Source organism: Ochrobactrum sp. A-1 (assembly GCF_022488005.1).
Lineage (GTDB): Bacteria > Pseudomonadota > Alphaproteobacteria > Rhizobiales > Rhizobiaceae > Brucella.
Window position 1 is genome coordinate 1,448,143 of record NZ_JAKVQC010000004.1, and the last position, 19,907, is coordinate 1,468,049.

Here is a 19,907-nt window from a genome sequence, read left to right on the forward strand (position 1 = left end):
CCGCAAGTGCTCACAGGACGAAATTCCCTCCATTTCACTATCCGGTTTATGCGTGTAAAAATCGCTTGTCCAGACACCAAGCCCTTATGACGGCACGATGTCGCAGGCGGATTTGCTTGCTCAATTCAGCGAATGCACAGCAGATCGATAATGGACCACAGACAATGGAAAGCTTTCAACTTTCACCATTCCGCCCTATGAAACCGCCCGACTGACGGGCCCAAAGTCCCGCATAGATGCCGCCACGGGCGATAAGTTCGTCATGCGTCCCCTCCTCCACGATGCGGCCCTGATCCATCACCACGAGACGATCGAGCGCTGCAATGGTGGAAAGGCGATGTGCGATCGCAATCACGGTCTTTCCGTCCATGAGACGTTTCAGATTCTCCTGAATCGAGGCTTCCACTTCCGAATCGAGTGCGGAAGTCGCCTCATCGAGGATCAGGATCGGCGCGTCCTTCAATATGGCGCGTGCGATGGCGATACGCTGGCGCTGCCCGCCGGAAAGCTTGACGCCGCGTTCGCCCACAAAGGCGTCGAAGGAGCGCCGCCCCTGAAAATCCTCGAGATTGGCGATGAACCCGTCGGCCTCGGCCTGACGTGCCGCCTGCAGCAATTCTTCATCGGTCGCATCGTCGCGCGCCAGCATGATATTGTCGCGCAGCGACCTGTGCAGCAGTGCCGTTTCCTGACTGACGACTGCAACGGCCCGGCGCAGCGATGTCTGGGTGACATCGCGAATATCCTGTCCGTCGACAAGGATAGAGCCCTTCTCGACATCATAGAGGCGCAGGATGAGGTTCACGAGAGTGGACTTGCCTGCGCCGGAATGGCCGACGAGACCGACCCTTTCACCACCGCGCACAGTGAGGTTGATATTGTCGAGAACGCCTGCAGCCTTTCCATAATGGAACGTGACATTCTGGACATCGATACGCGCCTTTGTCTCCTGCAACGGCTTCGCATTGGGCCGATCCTCAAGACCGAGCGGAGCCGAAACCAGCCGCATGGAGTTTTCGATCAGTCCGAGCTGACGCAGCATGCCATTGAGCTGCATCATGAGACGGCCAAGCAGCATATTGAGGCGCAGCACGAGGCCAAGCGTGAACGACACTTGCCCGACTGTGATGGCATCGCGGGTCCAAAGATCGATAGCGATCGCCGCAACCGTCACGATCATCAAGCCGGAAAGTGCTGTAAGCGAAACGCGAACGCCGGTGAGCGAGCGCATGAACGGAAGAATAGCGCCAAGATACCGTTCGAAACCGTCGCGCAGATAGCGCTCATCGTCATCGGCAGTATTGAGCTTGATCGTCTGGATGTTGGAATAGCTGTCAACGATACGCCCGTTAATCATCGATCCCGCCTCGGCAGAGGCCTCGGCATTCTTGCGGATGCGCGGCAGATAGCGCCAAGCGATGAAGCCGAAGGCAATGATCCACAGGACCACCGCCGCTGCCAGCCGCCAGTCGAGCCGGCCGACCAGAAACAGCGTTGTAATACTGTAGATCGCCATGAACCAGACGACCTGAATGAGGCTTTCGATGAGGTCGCCTGCCGCCTGCCCAGCCTGCCAGACCTTGGTGGCAATGCGCCCGGCAAAATCATTCTGGAAGAAGGCGTAGGACTGGCGGAGAACATAGGAATTCGCCTGCCAGCGGATCATGTTGTAGAAGCCCGGCGACAGGGTCTGGTCCTCGATCAGCGTATTGATCGCTGTCACGACAAGGCGGATCACCAGGACGGTTATGCCCATGAACAGAAGTTCGGGCCCTGCCGCCTGCAAAAGCGCCGACCAGCTTCGCTCGACGCCACCCTTTCCCGCCTGATCGAGAATATCGACCAGCCTGCCCGTGAAATAGAACAGGCCCGCCTCGACCAGCGGCAGCAATCCGCCAACCATAAGGGAAGCGGCCAGCGGCCATTTCGCCTGTCTTGCATAATGCCACAGAAAGCCGAGTGTGGTGGAAGGCGGTCTCAGCCGGTCCGGTTCACGAAAGGGATCGACCCAACGTTCGAACAGACTGTAAACCGCTTTCATCAATGGCTTCTGTCCTTATTTTACCAGCGCATCCTCGGTATTTTCATCGAAGCCGAGGAAGCCGCCGGACTGGCGGGCCCATAGACTTGCATAAATGCCGCCGAGCGCCACAAGTTCCTCATGCGTGCCGTCTTCGACGATGCGCCCCCTGTCCATCACGACGAGACGATCAAGTGCCGCGATGGTTGAAAGGCGGTGCGCGATGGCGATCACGGTCTTGCCTTCCATCAAGGTATTGAGGCTGTCCTGAATGGCCGCCTCGACTTCCGAATCGAGCGCCGAGGTGGCCTCGTCCAGAATAAGGATCGGCGCATCTTTCAGCATCACGCGCGCAATGGCAATGCGCTGGCGCTGTCCGCCCGAAAGCTTGACGCCGCGTTCGCCGACATGCGCATCCAGCCCCTGCCGTCCCTTCGGGTCGGTCAACAGCGGAATGAACTGGTCGGCCTGCGCCAGACGGATCGCCTGCTGCAACATTTCTTCTGTCGCATCCGGTCGCCCATACATGATGTTTTCGCGAACCGAACGGTGCAGAAGCGACGTATCCTGTGTCACCATGCCGATATTGGCGCGAAGTGAATCCTGCGTGACTTTGGAAATGTCCTGCCCGTCGATCAAAATGCGGCCCTTCTCCAGATCGTAGAAGCGCAACAGCAGATTGACCAGCGTGGACTTGCCAGCACCGGACCGTCCAACCAAGCCCACTTTCTGGCCCGGCTGGATGGTAAGCGTGAGATTTTCGATAACCCCTTTGCCCTTGCCGTAATGGAAGCCGATCCTGTCGAAGTCGAGCTCGCCTCTGGTCACATGCAATGCCGGTGCATTGGGAATGTCCACGACCTCATGCGAACGCGCAATCGTCGTGATCCCGTCCTCCACCGTGCCTATGTTTTCAAACAGGGCCGACATTTCCCACATGATCCATTGCGACATGCCGTTGAGGCGCAGCACAAGGCCGATGCCGACGGCAACGGCGCCGACGGAAATCGCTTCATTCATCCAGAGCTGTATGCCGATTGCACCCACCGCAAACAGCAGAATGCAGTTCGCCATATAGAGCGTGAAATGAAACAATGTGATGAGCCGCATCTGCCGATGCACGGTGCCGAGGAAGCCATCGAAGCTTTCCTTCACATATGATTCTTCCCGGCTTGAATGCGAGAAAAGCTTCACGGTTGCGATATTGGTATAGCTGTCGACGATACGCCCCGTCATCGACGAACGCGCATCGGCCTGCTGTTCCGAAATCACGCGCAGACGCGGAATGAAGACACGCAGCAATATGATGTAGACGACGAGCCAGACGGCAAACGGAATCATCAGCACCAGATCCGCAGACGCTGCGATGAACAGCGTGCCCGCGAAATAGACGATAACATAGTTGAGCACGTCCAGAAGCTTCATCACCGTTTCGCGAACGGCAAGAGCAGTCTGCATCAGCTTGGTCGAGATACGTCCGGCAAACTCGTCCTGAAAGAACGCCATCGACTGGCGGATCAGGTAACGGTGCATCAGCCAGCGCACGCGCATCGGATAATTGCCGAGCAATGTCTGGTGGATCAGCAGCGAATGGATCAGCACCACACCTGGCAGGCCGATCAGGACGACCCCCGCAATCAGCGCAAGCCGCCAGCCTTCATTGCTCAGGAATGTCTCGCGCGACTGGTGTGACAGCCAATCGACAATATTACCCATGAAGGCAAAGAGCGACACTTCGATCACGGCGATGAGCGTCGTGAAGATCGCCATGCCGATGATCCATGGCCATGCGCCGCGGGTATAATAAAGGCAAAAGGCTACCAGTCCGCGCGGGGGTTCGCGCGGCGGCTCTTCTGGATAGGCTTCGAGTCGTTTTTCAAACCATCTAAACATGGTGCACCTTTTAGGTGGTCCCGGAAGAATTGCCAAGACGGAAGAGGAACAAAACGGGAATATTTCTACAGAGGTGTTCCATAGAAATCACAAGACCGGAGCTGTTGATGCTCTGGCTGTTGCCGCCTTCGGAGCTTGCGACAAACTACATTTCGCGTTACCCGCATCATATGGAACTGCGCGTCGCACTTTACCAGCCCGACATTCCGGGCAATACGGGAACCATCCTGCGTATGGCCGCTTGTCTCGGCTTTGCGGTCGACCTGATCGAACCCGCCGGATTCGACATTTCCGACCGGTCCCTGAAGCGCGCCGGCATGGACTATCTGGAGCAGGCTGCCCTCACCCGTCATCCGGATTGGCGTCACTTCGAAGACTGGCGCCTGCAGGCCGGACGCCGCATCGTGTTGCTGTCCACCACGGCAGTGATTCCCTATACGGATTACCAGTTTCAGGAAAATGACATTCTGCTCTTCGGGCGTGAATCGTCGGGCGTTCCCGACAATGTCCACGATTGTGCCGATGCACGACTCCTGATCCCGATGATGCCCGGCGCGAGATCGCTAAATCTTGCGGTTTCGGTTGCGATGACGGCAGGCGAAGCTCTGCGCCAACGAAGGGAAATCGTCGATTCCCTCCGGCAGGAATGACAACATCAGAATCGCGCTTCGCGAAAGGACCGGCTTCGCAAGGCATCCCATCCCCCATCCGGTCTGAAAGGCTCGCTTCGTCCATGAACCTGTCTGTTCGCACACTCGCTCTCGCTGCTTGCACGATTTCTCTGCTGGCAAGCACCTCGGCCTTTGCCAAGGAGGCTTCGCCCATCGCACCGAAGGTGATGGTCATCACCATGTTCGGCGAAGAAGCCAAGCCATGGCTTGAAGGCGAAAAATTCACGCAGAAGATCAAGCTGCCGGGGCTGAGCTCCGAATATCCGGAGATCGACTGCACCGCCGAAGGGCTTTGCCACATGACGACGGCCATGGGTTTTGCCAATGCCGCAAGCGCAACGGCGGCTATAGCGCTGAGCGACAAGCTCGACCTCAGCCACACCTATTTCCTGATCGCTGGCATTGCCGGTGTCGACCCCAAGCACGGCACGCTCGGATCGGCACATTGGGCAAAATATTCCATTGATGCCAATCTGAACCACCGCATCGACATTCGCGAAGCGCCGGAAGGCTGGCCCACGGATTTCTTCGGCCTCGGCGCTGCAAAGCCCGGGGAGAAGCCGAAATGGGCCGCAGGCACGGAAGTGTTCGAACTGAACGGCAAGCTGGCCGACTACGCGCTGGCAACGACCAAGGGCGTCGAGCTGCTCGATAGCGACGCTGCGAAGGAATATCGCAAGCATTACACCGAGGATGCGGCAACCGGCGCACCCAAGGTCACGATCTGCGATACGGCTTCGGGCGACACCTACTGGCACGGCGCGAAGCTTGGCGAAGCCATGACCGAATGGTCTAAGCTTCTGACCGATGGCAAGGCCGACTATTGCACATCACAGATGGAAGACAATGCTACACTGACCTCGCTGAAACGCGCTGCAGAAGCTGGCAAGCTCGATTTTGACCGCATCGCTTTGCTGCGCACCGCGTCGAACTTCGACCGTCAGGGCAAGGACCAGACGGCAGCTGAATCGCTTGCGGCAAATTCAGGCGGCTTCCCGCTCGCCACGACCAACGCCTATCGCGTCGGCAAGGCTTACGCCGACAGCATCATCCAGAACTGGGAAGCATGGGAAAAGGCCCCGCAGACTACGGCGCAGTAAGCCTGTAATGGAATAACGATTCAAACAGAGAAGGCGCCCCACGAGGCGCCTTCTCTGCTCGCCAATCTGAATCATATTTCAAGGCTTTGACCGTTGCGATTAAAGCGCAACTCAATCCGCAGTCGCCAGCCGGCGCATGGTGAATTCGATCACATCGTCCGGTCGCTCGCACCAGCTCTCGATTTCCGTCCAGTAGGCCGCTTTCGGGAATGTCTCGAACCATTCACGCGCTTTTTCGCGGGCTGCCAGCCTCGGCAGGGTGAATGTCTCGCGAACGAAACCGTCGCGCGGCATCCGGCTTTGCTTCAGGCCTTTCTGGGCGCGACTCTTCTGAAGCTGCTTGCGCAAGCCTTCGAGCGGTGGACGGGGCGGTGCTGCTGTCATGCGTTTGCCTCCAAACCCTAGGTAGAGAAAGATAGGGGAGCAGGTTAACAAAGACGAGTCTTTTCTTGGGGAGAGGGTCTATACTGCCCTGCGATCGTGCGCTTCGCGCTTTGCGCCAGCAGCGGACTTTGATAAGCCAAGAAACAATAGTTCATCCATTTACCCTTGGCCGCCAGATACCGCCGAGCGATCCGGCAAACCACGCCGGAAGGAAACAGACAATGCAACGCGACGAAATTCCAGCAATCATCCCCGCAGACATCGAAGAGAAGAAGCAGGCGGCACAGCGCTGGTTCGAGGAACTGCGCGACCGCATCTGCGCAAGCTACGAACAACTTGAAGATGAATTGCAGGGCCCGCTTTCGGATCGTGAGCCCGGACGCTTCGTCCGCACGCCCTGGCAGAAGGATGAAGGCCGTGGCGGCGGCGGTGTCATGTCCATCATGCATGGCCGTGTCTTCGAAAAGGTCGGCGTGCATGTCTCGACGGTCTATGGCGAGTTCTCGCCGGAATTCCGCAAGCAGATTCCGGGTGCCGAGGAAGACCCGCGCTATTGGGCCAGCGGCATTTCGCTCATCGCCCATCCGCAGAACCCGAATGTACCTGCCGTCCATATGAACACGCGCATGGTCGTAACCACGCGCCAGTGGTTTGGCGGCGGCGCCGATCTGACACCGGTTCTCGACAGCCGCCGCACGCAGGATGATCCCGATACACTCGCCTTCCACAAGGCTTTTCGTTTCATCTGCGAGAAGCACAAGAATATTGTCGACTACCAGCGCGTGAAGGACTGGTGCGACGAATATTTCTTCCTGCCGCATCGCAACGAGCCGCGCGGCACCGGCGGCATCTTCTATGACTGGCTGCATTCATCGGACGATAAGGGCGGCTGGGACGCGGATTTTGCCTATACGCGCGATGTGGGGCGTGGCTTCTCGGTCGTCTATCCGCATCTCGTTCGCCAGAACTTCAACAAGGACTGGACCGACGCGGATCGCAACGAGCAGCTCATCCGCCGTGGCCGCTATGTCGAGTTCAACCTGCTTTACGACCGGGGCACGATCTTCGGCCTCAAGACCGGTGGCAATGTGAATTCCATCCTGTCTTCCATGCCACCCGTGGTGAAGTGGCCGTAACAGGACTGATTGAAAAGGGCCGGTTTCCCGGCCCTTTTTTATATGTGGAATGCCGCATGATAGGCGACATCGCCTTCCGGCATGTTCGGTCCGAAGGCCAGACACTGGAAATATTCCGCTGGCACCCCCGGCAGTTTCAGCCGCTCATCGGCCTTGAAGCCGAAACGACCGTAATAGCCGGGATCACCCAGAAGGACGCAGCCTTTGGCGCCTTGCTGCCGCAGAATGGCAAGACCTTCGCGGATCAGCATGCCGCCGATCCCCTCGCCTTGACGGTCTGGACGAACCGAAACAGGACCAAGCCCGTACCAACCCATATCCTCGCCGTCGATCAGGACCGGCGAAAAGGCGACATGGCCAAAAATCTGTCCGTTCTCCACCGCAACCAGCGACAGGGTGAGTGCTTTTGCAGCACGAAGCGCATCGACGATCTCCCCTTCCTTCTGATTGCTATAGGACACGGGGCGGAAAGCGGTCTCCGTCACCTGGCGGATTTCAGCCGCATCTTCAGACGTTTCCTTGCGAATATGCATGACGCTCTCCTTCATCGGTTATTGAGCTGAGCGCGAACATTTTCGCGCCCTTTGAACGAGATGCGATAAGGACTGCCCATTCGGGATTCGATCAGCCGCTTGCGGCGTAATTGCTGGAAGACTGCCATCGTGCAATCGGAAAGCAGATAGCCTTCACGGGTAAAGCATTCGATTTCGCAGATACGTCCGTCTTCGCGCAGATGGCGGATGTAACCGCCCTGCGCCAGCACGTGCAAGACGCGCTGTTCCATACGTGAGATATTCATTGTTGTTTTTGCCTGGATGGAAACCATGACAAGCACCAGCGCGCGCGGATGGTGAACCATCCACGGCCAATGCCGTTTCCGCTCCTGAACACTGCCCGCCAGACGTTTTCAGCGCCCGCCATCTTGCAGCTTGTTCGGAACGATCAAAGGCTTCCTACAATCTCCAGCATCAACAATTCCTCTTCAATGCATTTCCGGCAAAAGCGCTAAGCTGTTTTGCGCCTCGAAATGCGTGGAGTAAGACAAGAGGGCCCACAAGCCCTCTGTCGGATCATCTAGGATCACATTCGCCAGAAGTCAAACCGTTCAGGCTTTCGGCTGGTTGCGAAGCTTTTCTGCTTCCGCATAGAACTTCTTTTCCCACTCATTGTGGTTATCGAGCCCTTCCTTGATGAAGGGCGTGAAGATCGCAAGATTCATCAGGCACCAGTTGACGAAACGCGCCGGGAACTTGAGCGGCTTCACGAAATCGACGAAAAGGACCACGCGCGTCTTGTCGGTGTGGTTCCACGCCTCATGCTCATAGGCATCGTCGAAAATCAGCACCTTGCCTTCGTGCCAATGGCAGACTTGCTTGTCCACGCGAATGGCAAGCTGGTCGTTGGGTTCCGGCACGATAAGGCCAAGATGCAGGCGCAGCACGCCATTATAAGGCCCGCGATGCGGCGGCAGATGCTTGCCCGGTTCGAAGATGGAGAACATTGCCGTCGTCAGGCCGGGGATCTTGTTGACGATACGCCAGGTTTCCGGGCAGGCATTGATGTTCTGTTCCGACTTCACGCCGAAACCGAGCAGGAAGAATGTCTTCCAGCGATTGTCGGTCGAGATCGTCTTCACATCGGTCGAAATATCCTGAAAGGAAGGCAGCTCACTCTGACGCAGAAGAACCTTTTCGAGCTCCTTGCGGATGGCTGGCCATTCCTTCTCGATTTCGGCTGACCAGGGGAAAGTCGCATTGTCATAGACCGGCGGGTTGCCGAGCTTGGCATATTTCAGATTGAGACCTTCGGCCCAGGATACGATCCCCATGAAGAAACGGGTGATCGGGCTTGGCCGGTCCATGGCGGCGATGCCTTCAGTGCCAAATTTCTGCTTCGGATCGGTCGCTGCCTTGTCTTGTATCGATGTATCGGGATTAGACATCTCATATTCTTTCAAAACGCGCGCTGAAAAGTTTTCATTGCCTATATTGGGCCTGTATTGGGCCTGTTTTGCCCCAAAACCGGTTCCCACTTTTGGGAAACATGCTCCCGCTATAAAGCGATGAAACTACGGCTGAAATTTGCAAGCAAGCCTTCAGTTGTTCATTTTAAAAGCATTTCCAACAAAAGTGAGACACGGTTTTGTGTTCGGAAATGCTTGGGAAAAAACGGTTAGAGCGGAACCGCTCTAACCGCGATCAAGTTTGTCCAGAAGCGTGGCACGGTCAAGACTAAAACCGGAGTCAATCCAGAAAGTTTCAAGCGACCGCAATGCCTCTCCGAGCCCCGGCCCTTTTTCAATGCCCAGAGCCAGAAGATCACTGCCCGTGACGGGGAAAACAGGAGCATCATAATGTTCGGCGGCATCCAGAAGACGCGCGAAACCGCCCGCGCGGATCATTGCATCGTCGCTGCCTGCAGCGTCGGTCCGCGCTGCCGCATAGGCCAGGCGAATACGATCAAGCACAGCCTGCTTGCTGCCGCGATAGATTGTCTTCTTCAGCGCTTGTTCTGAAAGCTCGGGCTTGACAGCGTCGGCCCGCGCCCAGGCTTCAAGCCGCGCCCTTTCTGCATTGGACATTTTCAGCCGCTTGCCCATCTCTTCCATCCGCACGCTATCGGGCGGAATGATACCCTCAAGCCGCAGCAGCGGATCAGGCTGCCAGCCAAGATCGGCCTCGGTTCGCACCAGCCCATGAATGGCGTCGATACCCCATTTCTCGCTTTCAGGCAGAATAAGATTCAGCACTCCCGCCTGCCGCATCCACAAAAGCGCGCGCGACGGATCGGGAGCGGACAGGAGTTTCTTCAGTTCCGACCAGACCCGTTCGGCAGAAAGCTGTGAAAGACCGTCCTTCAACCGCGCGCTGGCGCGCAAGCCGTCGGCCTCGGGCCGCCCTGAACCATACCAGGCGAAAAAACGGAAAAAACGCAGGATGCGCAGGTAATCCTCGCGAATGCGCTGTTCTGCATCGCCAATGAAGCGCAGCGTCCGACTCTCGATATCGGCAAGGCCGCCGACCTCATCGATAATTGTGCCATCGGCGGTCACATAAAGCGCATTGATGGTAAAATCACGCCGTTCAGCATCGGCTTTCCAGTCGGTTCCGAAAGCGACTTTCGCGTGGCGACCATTGGTTTCGATATCCTGCCGCAGCGTCGTGACCTCGAACGGATGACCCTGCACGACGACGGTGATTGTGCCATGCTCGATGCCGGTCGGCACCGGTTTGAAACCGGCTTCCGTCGCAAGCCGCACGGTTTCTTGCGGCAGATGGGTCGTCGCCAGATCGACATCGCTCACCTTGGTGCCAAGCAATGTGTTGCGCACGGCGCCACCCACGACACGCACTTCGCCGCCATCACGATTCAGCGCCTTGAACAGGGCTTGCAACGGCTTTGCCTTCAGCCAGTCCGCCTTGCCGGAAATATTCATATTCTCGCTCAAACGTAGAGCCTTTCGTAAAGTCCGCGAATGATACCGGCGGTTGCCCCCCAGATGAATCGCTCGTGATAGGGCATGGCGTAATAGAAGCGTTCCTTGCCGTTGAATAGTCGGCTTTCACGCCGGTGGTTCTCCGGGTTCATCAGGAAGGAAAGCGGCACCTCGAAAATATCGGCGACTTCATCTGGGTTCGGATGCACGTCGAACGGTGTTTTCACCACCGCCAGAATGGGCGTAATCGAAAAACCGCTGCCGGTGAGATAACGCGGCAGATTGCCGATGATCTCGGCACGATCCGCTGCGAGCCCGATTTCCTCATTGGCCTCGCGAAGTGCTGCCCGCTCCGCCGTGCCATCCTCCGGGTCGATCGCGCCGCCCGGAAAGGCAATCTGGCCGGAATGCTTGCGCAATGTATCGGTGCGCTGTGTCAGAAGAAGCGTTGCCTCCGATCCGCGATCCACCACCGGCACTAGCACGGCGGCGTCGCGCATCTTGGCCATCTGCATTAGTTGCGTAATATCGGGGTTAAGCGAGTGATCGCCGATCAGATCATCGTGATCGGGGCGCCATTGCCGAACCCGCTCGGCAAAATCACCCGCTGAAAAAGTAGGGAATTCACTCATTGCAGTGCAGCCTCCAGTGCATCGGACGCCATGATCGGAAAGACCGCGCCGCCCGAGCGAACGGCAAATGTCGGCACGCCGTCGATTTCGATTTCCTCGCCCAGCGCCACCAGATCATACATGACGGAACGAGCAATCAGTGCCTCCAGCCGTCCGCGAACCAGCACATAGGGTTTCAGCCCACCACTGACGGGCTCGATCACAAAGCGCAAGGGATGTTGCGCATCGGCGGTCACCACGTCACCGACATTGGTGCGGAACGTCAGCGCCTGCGCCTCGCCTTCGCCGGAAACTTCCATTTCCACCGCAACGAAATGTGCGTCCTCGACGCGAATGCCGACTTTTTCCACCGGCGTGACGAGATAGGTCCGGCCATCGTCATCCTTGCGCAACACCGTCGAGAACAGGCGCACAAGCTGTTTGCGCCCAATCGGCGTGCCCATGTAGAACCAGGTGCCGTCTGCCTTGATTTCCATATCGAGATCGCCGCAAAAGTCCGGGTTCCAGCGTTCAACTGGCGGAATTCCGCGCTCTTTCGTCGCCGGACCGCTTTGCGCATCGGCATGGGCGCGCGCGATCAGGGCTTCCAGTCCGCCGGTCGTCTCAGTGCTCTGCCCAATATCGCACAGAGATTCTTGCGGCGCGTCTTTGCCTTCAGGGGTGCTTTTTATCATCCGACTCGGTTATTCCTGCGCAAATAGACCCAAAGCCATGAAATAGTCACCCTTTCGCGGCTTGTCAGTATTATATAGCGATTTATGAGGCAGTTCCGCCAGAGCGGTCATATTGCGAGGTTCCCATGAGTGTCGTCATCACGCCTGAAACCGCCAATCCCGAACAGATCGTCGCGGAGGCCGAACGGGCGCTCGCAGACCTTGCCCGCATCAAGGAAAGCGTCGGGACTGTGATCTTCGGTCAGGAAAACGTGATCGAGCGCACGCTCGTCGCCGTTCTGGCTGGCGGACACGCGCTTCTAGTCGGCGTACCAGGTCTCGCCAAGACCAAGCTGGTCGAAACGCTGGGCACCGTGCTTGGTCTCTCAGGCCAGCGCATCCAGTTCACGCCCGACCTGATGCCGTCCGACATTATCGGCTCGGAAGTCATGGAACAGGATGCCGACGGGCGCCGCTCGTTCCGCTATCTCAAGGGCCCGATCTTCGCGCAGCTCCTGATGGCCGACGAGATCAACCGCGCCAGCCCACGCACCCAGTCCGCGCTGCTGCAGGCCATGCAGGAATATCATGTCACGGTCGCGGGCCAGCGTTACGATCTGCCAGCACCGTTTCATGTGCTTGCGACGCAAAACCCGCTGGAGCAGGAAGGAACCTATCCGCTGCCGGAAGCCCAGCTCGACCGCTTCCTGATGCAGATCGACATTCTCTATCCGGAACTGGATGCGGAACGCCGCATTCTTCTGGAAACAACCGGCGTTGCCGAAGCAAAGGCCTATGAGATCATCAACGCCGAACGGCTGATCGAAATGCAGACTTTGGTGCGACGTATGCCGGTGTCGGAAAGCGTCGTGGAAGCAATCCTCAAACTGGTGCGCTCCGCCCGCCCGGATGCCGACAACGACCACGCGAAGAAACATATTGCCTGGGGGCCTGGCCCGCGCGCCAGCCAGGCTTTGATGCTGTGTGCCCGCGCCCGCGCGCTCTATGAAGGCCGTCTCGCACCTTCGGTGGACGACGTGAAGGCACTGGCCGAGCCCGTTCTGCAACACCGCATGGCGCTCAATTTTGCTGCACGCGCCGATGGCATGCATATTCGTGACGTCATCGCCAATCTGGTAAAGGCTGCCGTCTGATGGTCATTGGCGCAGAAGTTTCCACCGCAGATCGCAAGGAGACACTTGCTCGCGCCCGTGCGCGGGCCGCAAGCCTCCCCGATCTGCTGGTCGAAGCTCAGCGCGTGGTCAACACTGTCATGAATGGCTGGCACGGACGGCGCAAACGCGGTCCCGGCGAAAATTTCTGGCAGTTCCGTCCCTATGTGGACGGCGAATCCCTTTCCCGCATCGACTGGCGGCGTTCCGCGCGCGACGATCATACCTATGTCCGCGACCGCGAATGGGAATCCGCTCATACGGTCTGGCTCTGGTGCGATTTCTCGCCCTCGATGCTCTACCGCTCGCAGCTCGCGCCGGTATCCAAGGAAGCGCGTTCGCTCGTGCTGACGCTCGCTCTTGCCGAACTTCTGTCGCGCTCGGGTGAACGCATTGCCTTTCCGGCGCTGATCCAGCCTTTTTCGGCTCGCAACGGCGCCGAACGTCTGGCGGCAGCGCTGATGCACGAAGCGCCGGTTGCAGCGTTGCCGGACATCGGCCAGATCCGCCGTTTTTCGGAAGTCGTCCTCGTATCGGACTTCCTGCATCCGTTCGATGAACTGACCGATCTTCTCAACCGTCTGGCAAAGCGCGGTGTCCGCGCGCATCTGGTGGAAGTTGCCGATCCGGCGGAAGAAACATTCCCCTATTCGGGCCGCACCGAGTTCCGCGATCCGGAAACCGGCGCCACGCTCGTCGCCGGTCGGGCGGAAACCTATGCGGACGACTATCGCCGCCTCTACATTGCGCGCCGTGAAACCCTGTCGGATTTCTGCAAGCGGCTCGGCTGGAGCTATACGGTTCATCGGACAGACAGGCCAACGGCGGAAGCACTGGCACGGCTTCACGATGCCCTGAGCGCAACAGGGAGCAGCGCCATGGGGGCTAGCACCAAGGGAAGCAGCACATGAATTTTCTGCCGCTCGCCTTCGGTTCGCCGCTCATTCTCGCCGGGCTGATCGCCCTGCCGGTCATCTGGTGGCTTCTGCGCATGACGCCGCCGCGTCCGCAGGAGGAAACCTTTCCGCCGCTCCGCATTCTGGCACAGGTCTTCAAGCGCGAGGAAGTCCCGTCGAAAAGCCCATGGTGGATGACTTTGCTGCGGCTGCTGATTGCCGCGCTCGTCATTCTGGCGCTGGCCTCGCCGATCTGGAATCCACGTCCGGTCGCACTGTCCGGCAATGAGCCGCTTGCCATCGTCATCGACAATGGCTGGGCTTCCGCCGAGGACTGGCAACAGCGGGTCAATGCCACCGAAAAACTTATCTCCGATACGGAAGGCACCGATGCGCCGATCTACATCTTGGGTTCGGCAGAACCGGCCAATGCCGAAATCGGCCCCTATGACGGCAAGCGCGCTGCCGAGCGTCTTCAGGCACTGGAACCGCGCCCCATCCCGGTTGATCGCAAGTCGGCAATGGAAAGACTGGCTTCCGCCTTGCCCGCCGATGCCAAGGTCCGCCTTGCCTTCATGAGCGACGGACTGGCATCGCCAGATGACGCGGAAACCTTCGCGGAACTGGACAAGTCAGGGCATCTGGCCTCCGTTCTCTGGTATGGCGCGAGCCTCAGCCGCACTTTCGCGCTGACCGGCATCGACAACAAGGCTGAAAGTCTGGAAGCCGTCGCCATCCGCCCGGAAGGCGTATCTGCTCCGCGCACGCTCACTGCTGCTGCCTATGACGACAAGGGACGCCGCATTGCCGAAGCGCCGCTTTCCTTCGCGCTTGGGAGCGCAGAAGGCACGGCACGGTTCAACCTGCCGGTGGAACTTCGCAACGATTTCCGCCTGATCCGCGTTGATGGTATCGAACAGGCAGGCGCGACCCGGCTGATCGATGCGGGATCGGAACGGCGCACGGTCGGCCTTATCGCCAGCGGAGACGGTGATCTGGCACAGCCTTTGCTCTCGCCGCTGCATTATATTTCCAGGGCGCTTTCGCCCTATGTCAATCTGATCGAACCGCGCTCTGCCGATCTTCTGCAATCCGTGCCGGAAGTGCTGGATGCAAAGCCGTCGATTCTCATCATGGCCGATATCGGCACGCTGCCGCAGCCTGTCACCGAACAGCTTTCCAAATGGATACAAGACGGCGGTACACTGGTGCGGTTCGCAGGTCCGCGCCTTGCGGGTGCCAGCGACAATGATCCGCTTCTGCCGGTGAAATTGCGCAAGGGCGAACGCGCACTTGGCGGCACGCTGTCCTGGTCGGAGCCGCAGAAGCTGCGCATTTTCCCTGACAAGGGACCTTTTGCCGGTCTGACTGTCCCAGAGGATGTCACGGTCACCCGGCAGGTTCTTGCTGAACCTTCGTTCGATCTCAACGACAAGGCTTACGCTGTTCTGCAGGACGGAACGCCGCTTGTGACCGGCGAACAGCGTGGACGCGGCAATATCGTATTGTTCCACATCTCTCCCGATGCCAGCTGGTCGAGCCTGCCCATTTCGGGTTCCTTTGTGGAAATGCTGCGCCGCATCGTGTCACTGTCACAGAGAACCGGCGCGCAGGAAAATCAGGCTTCGGTCTCGCTGCCGCCTTACCAGCTGCTTTCGGCTTCCGGTGCGCTGACCCCACCAACATCCGAAGCCAAGCCGCTGATCGTCGAAAAGAACAAGCCGGCCAGCGTCAGCATCAACACACCGCCCGGTTTCTATGGCAATGAGGACGGCTTGAAAGCGCTCAACATCTTCGAAGGTGCAAACATCAAGCTGCAACCGATTGCCCAACCGACGCTATCCGTCGGAATAACGCCCGCCTCCTATACATCGGATCAGTCGATCTCGCTGGCGGGACCGTTCTTTGCGGTCGCCGCGATGCTTCTCGCACTCGATACGCTTTTGATGCTGTGGCTGCGGGGTGCCTTCCGACGCCGCATGAAAGTGCGTGCCAAGGCAGCGGGAATAGCCGTTTTGCTGGCCGGTTCATTGGCCTTCAACCTTCTTCCTTCCGGAATGGGCAAAGCACAAGCTCAGACTCAGGCACAATCCCAGTCTGAGGCTCAAGAGCAGGTGCGTGATGACAGCAAGCCGGGAGACGAGGCGATCATCAACTCGGTCTCGCAGACGCATCTTGCCTATGTCATCACCGGCAGCGCCCAGACCGATGACATCAGCAAGGCAGGCATGCGTGGCTTGAGCTTCGCGCTGATGGACAAGACCGCGCTCGAACCGGGCGACCCTGTCGGCGTTGATCCCGCCAAGGACGAGCTGGCCTTTTATCCGCTGATCTACTGGCCGATCGACCCGCAAGCGCCGATGCCAAGCCCGGAAGCGATTGCCAAGGTCGATGCCTATATGCAGCAGGGCGGCACAGTGCTTTTCGACACGCGCGACCAGTTGCAAGCCGGAGCAAGCCTTGATCCGTCAGCCTCACCCGCCAACCAGCGCCTGCGCGCCATTCTCGATGGGATGAACGTTCCGCCGCTGGAACCTGTGCCCGACGATCACGTGCTGACCAAATCCTTCTTCATCATGCCGGATTTCCCCGGTCGCTATGAAGGCAGCCCGCTGTGGGTCGAGGCCTCCACACCGAACGCTTCCCCCCGTGAACGTCCTGTGCGCACCGGCGACGGCGTAACGCCGATCATGATTACAGCCAATGATTTTGCGGGCGCGTGGGCCGTGGATGAGCAAGGCAATCCGCTGCTTCCGACCGTGCCGAACGACCCGATGCAGCGCATCTATGCCATTCGCGGCGGCGTGAACATCGTGATGTATATGCTGACCGGCAACTACAAGTCCGATCAGGTCCACGCCAAGGACCTCATCGAGCGGTTGGGGAATTAGCATGATGTTTTGCAGCCCTATTACCACCCGATCCCGTTTGTCTTTCCCCCTCATCCTGAGGAGCCATCCCGCGCTTGCGCGGGGATGGCGTCTCGAAGGGCTGAGGGGAAACGCACGGCGCGCCTGCCCTTACCCTCGATCCTTCGAGGCTTCGCTTCGCTCCGCACCTCAGGATGGGGGTGGAAGCGTAATAGCTGACGCGGTAGAAACCTACGGCGATAGGAGGTGAGAATGAATATCGAATTCGAACCGTTCCTCTCCACGCCATGGCTTATTCCCATTCTCGCGCCGCTGGCGCTGTTGGTTCTGGCCACGATTGCGCTAAGAATGCGTGGCGGGCTGATCCGCCTTCTGGCTGCGGCGGCACTTGCACTCGCTCTTTTCAATCCCGTCATCATCAATGAAGAACGCGAACCGCTGAAAAGCGTGGTCTCGGTGGTGGTGGATCGCAGCCAGAGTCAGGAACTCGGCAGCCGCCGCGCCGACACGGATGCCGCCTTGAAGGCGGTTCAGGACCAGCTTGCAGCCATGCCGCAGTTTGAAACCCGCGTTGTGGAAGCAGGCCAACCCGGTGAAAACGAAGACGGTTATGCAACCCGGCTTTTCGGGCCGCTGGCGCGTTCGCTTCTCGATGTGCCGCCATCGCGCGTGGCGGGCGCGATCATGATTACCGACGGTCAGGTGCATGATATTCCTGCCAACAAGAATGCGCTTGGCTTCGATGCGCCGCTGCACAGTCTTGTGACCGGCAAACCGGACGAATTCGACCGCCGCATCCGCTTCAACAAGGCACCGCGCTATGGCATCAGCGGCAAACCGCTCGAAATGTCGTTTACGGTGATTGATGAAGGCAAGAATCTCGGTAGCCCTGCGCAAGTCGAAATCCGCGTCAATGGCGAAACCGTCAGCGAGGAAGAAGCGCAGGTCGGGCAGGAAACCCCCATCACCATCACCCTGCCGCGCGCGGGTGTAAACATTGTCGAAATCGCCACGCCAGCGCTTCCCGGTGAAGTAACGGATGCCAACAATCGCGCTGTCGCGACCGTGGATGGCGTTCGCGAGAACCTGCGCGTGCTGCTCGTCTCCGGCGAGCCGCACAATGGCGAACGCACATGGCGCAACCTGCTGAAATCCGATGCCGCCGTCGATCTCGTTCACTTCACCATTTTGCGCCCGCCGGAAAAGCAGGACGGCACTCCGATCAACGAATTGTCGCTGATTGCCTTCCCGACGCGTGAACTCTTCGTCGACAAGGTCAACGAATTCGACCTCATCATTCTCGACCGCTACCAGCACCGTGATGTGCTGCCGCTCCTCTATTACGACTACATTGCGCAATATGTGGAGAATGGCGGTGCCTTGCTGGTCGCTGCCGGCCCGGAATATGCAGGCGAAATGTCAATTGCCCGCACCCCGCTTTATAGCGCCCTGCCCGCCATGCCGACTGGTGCCGTGACGGAAAAGGCGTTCTATCCGCGCCTCACGACGATCGGCAAACGCCACCCCGTCACGCGCGGTCTCGACGGCAGCGATCAGGAACCGCCCCACTGGAGCCGCTGGTTCCGCACCATCGACATTACCGCGCCGCAGGGCGAAACAGTGATGAGCGGCGCAGACAACAAGCCATTGCTGGTTCTCAACCGCGTCGGAAAAGGCCGTGTCGGCATGTTCCTCTCCGATCAGGGCTGGCTCTGGGCGCGCGGCTTTGAAGGCGGCGGCCCCTATGCTTCGCTCTATCGCCGCATCGCGCATTGGCTGATGCAGGAGCCTGAACTGGAGGAAGAGGCACTGACCGCCTCCGGCAATGGCCGCACACTTTCTATCCGTCGCCAGACCATGGGCGACAATCCCGGTGTTGCAACCGTCGCGACCCCATCCGGCAAGGAGTTGCAGGTCAATCTTGCGCAGAGCAAGCCGGGTCTGTTCGAAGGTTCATTGCAGACGGACGAAATCGGCATCTTCCGGGTGAAAAACGGCGATCTTGAAGCACTGGCCCATGTGGGGCCGATCGATGCGCCGGAATTCGCCGACAGCATCTCCACGACGGATCGCCTGAAGCCGCTCGCTGACGCGACCGGCGGCTCGGTCCATCGCGTGCATGCAAGCGCCGACAGTTCGGTGCGTGTTCCCACGATTACCGCCGTCAGTGGTAATCGTAGTGCCAGCGGCAATGACTGGATCGGCCTTCGTGAGACGTCAGATACGCAACTGAAAAGTGTCAATCGCCTGCCGCTGTTCTCCGGCTTTCTGGCGCTCAGCCTGCTGCTCTTCGTCTTCGGCAGCATGTGGTATCGCGAAGGGCGGTAAACCGCCCCTCGCTTTCCCCTCTTTTTAACTATTTTGCCCGGTTGGCGTGGCGCACGATCCCGCTGGCACCATTCAGCGCGCCTGGCGCCAGTTCGCAAGCAAGCATCCGACGCGGATCGACCGATGCTGGCATGACCATCGAACCCGGCTCCACCATCTTGAAGCCGAACGGGCCATAATAGGGTTCATCACCGACGAGAATGACCAGCTTGTGACCGGCTTTCGTCGCCGCTTCCAGCGACATGCGCATCAGCTTGCCGCCAATGCCCCGCTTCTTCCATTCAGGTCTGACCGCAAGCGGTCCAAGCAGAAGTGCGGGCGTCTTGCCGATGACAACCGGCGTCTGCCGCACTGACCCCACGACGATACCGCCCATAAGCGCCACGAAGGAAAGGTCGAGATCGTGCGGGCCGCCTTCGCGGATGAAATGCGCGGCCCGGGTAAAGCGGCCCGGTCCGAAGGCTTCAGCATTGATAGCTTCGATTTCAATGTCGTGCGCCGGGCATTCCTGCGCGTAGGTCAGTTCAAGCTGCTGCATGGGCTTAGATCGCAATAGGAGAAGTCGGTGACCGTCAGGTCAATGGAATGCATTCCGCGCTTTGGCACGGTCCAAGTTTCATCGTCGGATGAAAAGCATTTCCATTACATCATTCTCCTTGGCAGTCGGCGTTTGGATGACCGCAATTTGGAAGTTGCATTACACCAAAATGGACAGA

17 protein-coding genes are annotated in these 19,907 nt (G+C 58.8%); 7 read left to right on the top strand and 10 right to left on the bottom strand.

Annotation, left to right across the window (positions count from 1 at the left end):
• Positions 1-175: 175 nt before the first annotated feature.
• On the bottom strand, positions 176-2,041 hold the full coding sequence (locus MKS82_RS16525; protein ID WP_240579008.1) for an ABC transporter ATP-binding protein: 1,866 nt from the start codon (positions 2,039-2,041) through the stop codon (positions 176-178).
• Between the two features lie 15 nt (positions 2,042-2,056).
• Positions 2,057-3,913: an ABC transporter ATP-binding protein gene (locus tag MKS82_RS16530; RefSeq protein WP_109987239.1), complete on the bottom strand. Its 1,857-nt coding sequence runs from the start codon at positions 3,911-3,913 to the stop codon at positions 2,057-2,059.
• A gap of 170 nt (positions 3,914-4,083) precedes the next feature.
• On the opposite strand from MKS82_RS16530, the gene MKS82_RS16535 reads away from it, so the two are divergent.
• Together MKS82_RS16535 and MKS82_RS16540 are read left to right on the top strand one after the other, a co-directional pair.
• Complete coding sequence (locus tag MKS82_RS16535) at positions 4,084-4,563, top strand: tRNA (cytidine(34)-2'-O)-methyltransferase (protein WP_109987364.1); 480 nt, start codon at positions 4,084-4,086, stop codon at positions 4,561-4,563.
• Positions 4,564-4,646: 83 nt separating this feature from the next.
• Positions 4,647-5,684, top strand: a complete 1,038-nt coding sequence (locus MKS82_RS16540; protein WP_109987365.1) for a purine-nucleoside phosphorylase — start codon at positions 4,647-4,649, stop codon at positions 5,682-5,684.
• A 111-nt stretch (positions 5,685-5,795) separates the two neighbouring features.
• Here the strand turns inward: MKS82_RS16540 and MKS82_RS16545 are convergent, their stop codons facing one another.
• Positions 5,796-6,068 carry a hypothetical protein gene (locus MKS82_RS16545; RefSeq protein WP_010659602.1) on the bottom strand — a complete coding sequence of 91 codons (273 nt, stop codon included), beginning with the start codon at positions 6,066-6,068 and terminating at the stop codon, positions 5,796-5,798.
• A gap of 221 nt (positions 6,069-6,289) precedes the next feature.
• Here MKS82_RS16545 and hemF point away from each other — a divergent pair, with 221 nt between their 5' ends.
• The gene (gene hemF / locus MKS82_RS16550) at positions 6,290-7,204 is read left to right on the top strand and encodes an oxygen-dependent coproporphyrinogen oxidase (protein ID WP_109987240.1); all 915 of its coding nucleotides are present in this window, start codon (positions 6,290-6,292) and stop codon (positions 7,202-7,204) included.
• Positions 7,205-7,242: 38 nt separating this feature from the next.
• Here hemF and MKS82_RS16555 read toward each other — a convergent pair whose 3' ends face one another.
• From MKS82_RS16555 to MKS82_RS16580, 6 genes are all read right to left on the bottom strand, one after another.
• Positions 7,243-7,737: a GNAT family N-acetyltransferase gene (locus MKS82_RS16555; RefSeq protein WP_109987241.1), complete on the bottom strand. Its 495-nt coding sequence runs from the start codon at positions 7,735-7,737 to the stop codon at positions 7,243-7,245.
• A gap of 11 nt (positions 7,738-7,748) precedes the next feature.
• Positions 7,749-8,003, bottom strand: coding sequence for a YjhX family toxin (locus MKS82_RS16560; protein WP_061346453.1), 255 nt, complete (start codon positions 8,001-8,003; stop codon positions 7,749-7,751).
• A 306-nt stretch (positions 8,004-8,309) separates the two neighbouring features.
• A complete protein-coding gene (locus MKS82_RS16565; RefSeq protein WP_109987242.1) occupies positions 8,310-9,146 on the bottom strand; it encodes an aspartyl/asparaginyl beta-hydroxylase domain-containing protein in 837 nt (278 codons plus the stop codon).
• Positions 9,147-9,392: 246 nt separating this feature from the next.
• Positions 9,393-10,652 (bottom strand): CCA tRNA nucleotidyltransferase, encoded by a 1,260-nt coding sequence (locus MKS82_RS16570; RefSeq protein ID WP_181394264.1) that lies wholly within the window; start codon positions 10,650-10,652, stop codon positions 9,393-9,395.
• A complete protein-coding gene (locus MKS82_RS16575) occupies positions 10,649-11,272 on the bottom strand; it encodes a CoA pyrophosphatase (protein ID WP_109987244.1) in 624 nt (207 codons plus the stop codon). Before MKS82_RS16575 ends, MKS82_RS16570 begins: the two co-directional genes overlap by 4 nt.
• On the bottom strand, positions 11,269-11,946 hold the full coding sequence (locus tag MKS82_RS16580; RefSeq protein WP_109987245.1) for a DUF1285 domain-containing protein: 678 nt from the start codon (positions 11,944-11,946) through the stop codon (positions 11,269-11,271). Before MKS82_RS16580 ends, MKS82_RS16575 begins: the two co-directional genes overlap by 4 nt.
• 125 nt (positions 11,947-12,071) lie before the next feature.
• On the opposite strand from MKS82_RS16580, the gene MKS82_RS16585 reads away from it, so the two are divergent.
• The 4 genes from MKS82_RS16585 (at position 12,072) to MKS82_RS16600 (ending at position 19,191) form a co-directional block, all read left to right on the top strand.
• Positions 12,072-13,079 (top strand): AAA family ATPase, encoded by a 1,008-nt coding sequence (locus tag MKS82_RS16585; RefSeq protein WP_109987246.1) that lies wholly within the window; start codon positions 12,072-12,074, stop codon positions 13,077-13,079.
• Entirely contained in the window at positions 13,079-14,008 is a 930-nt protein-coding gene (locus tag MKS82_RS16590; RefSeq protein WP_109987247.1) for a DUF58 domain-containing protein, read from the top strand. Before MKS82_RS16585 ends, MKS82_RS16590 begins: the two co-directional genes overlap by 1 nt.
• Positions 14,005-16,884: a DUF4159 domain-containing protein gene (locus MKS82_RS16595; RefSeq protein ID WP_109987248.1), complete on the top strand. Its 2,880-nt coding sequence runs from the start codon at positions 14,005-14,007 to the stop codon at positions 16,882-16,884. Before MKS82_RS16590 ends, MKS82_RS16595 begins: the two co-directional genes overlap by 4 nt.
• 231 nt (positions 16,885-17,115) lie before the next feature.
• The gene (locus MKS82_RS16600) at positions 17,116-19,191 is read left to right on the top strand and encodes a glutamine amidotransferase (protein ID WP_109987249.1); all 2,076 of its coding nucleotides are present in this window, start codon (positions 17,116-17,118) and stop codon (positions 19,189-19,191) included.
• Between the two features lie 28 nt (positions 19,192-19,219).
• On the opposite strand, the gene MKS82_RS16605 is transcribed toward MKS82_RS16600, so the two are convergent.
• Positions 19,220-19,729 (bottom strand): GNAT family N-acetyltransferase, encoded by a 510-nt coding sequence (locus MKS82_RS16605; protein ID WP_109987250.1) that lies wholly within the window; start codon positions 19,727-19,729, stop codon positions 19,220-19,222.
• Positions 19,730-19,907 lie beyond the last annotated feature (178 nt).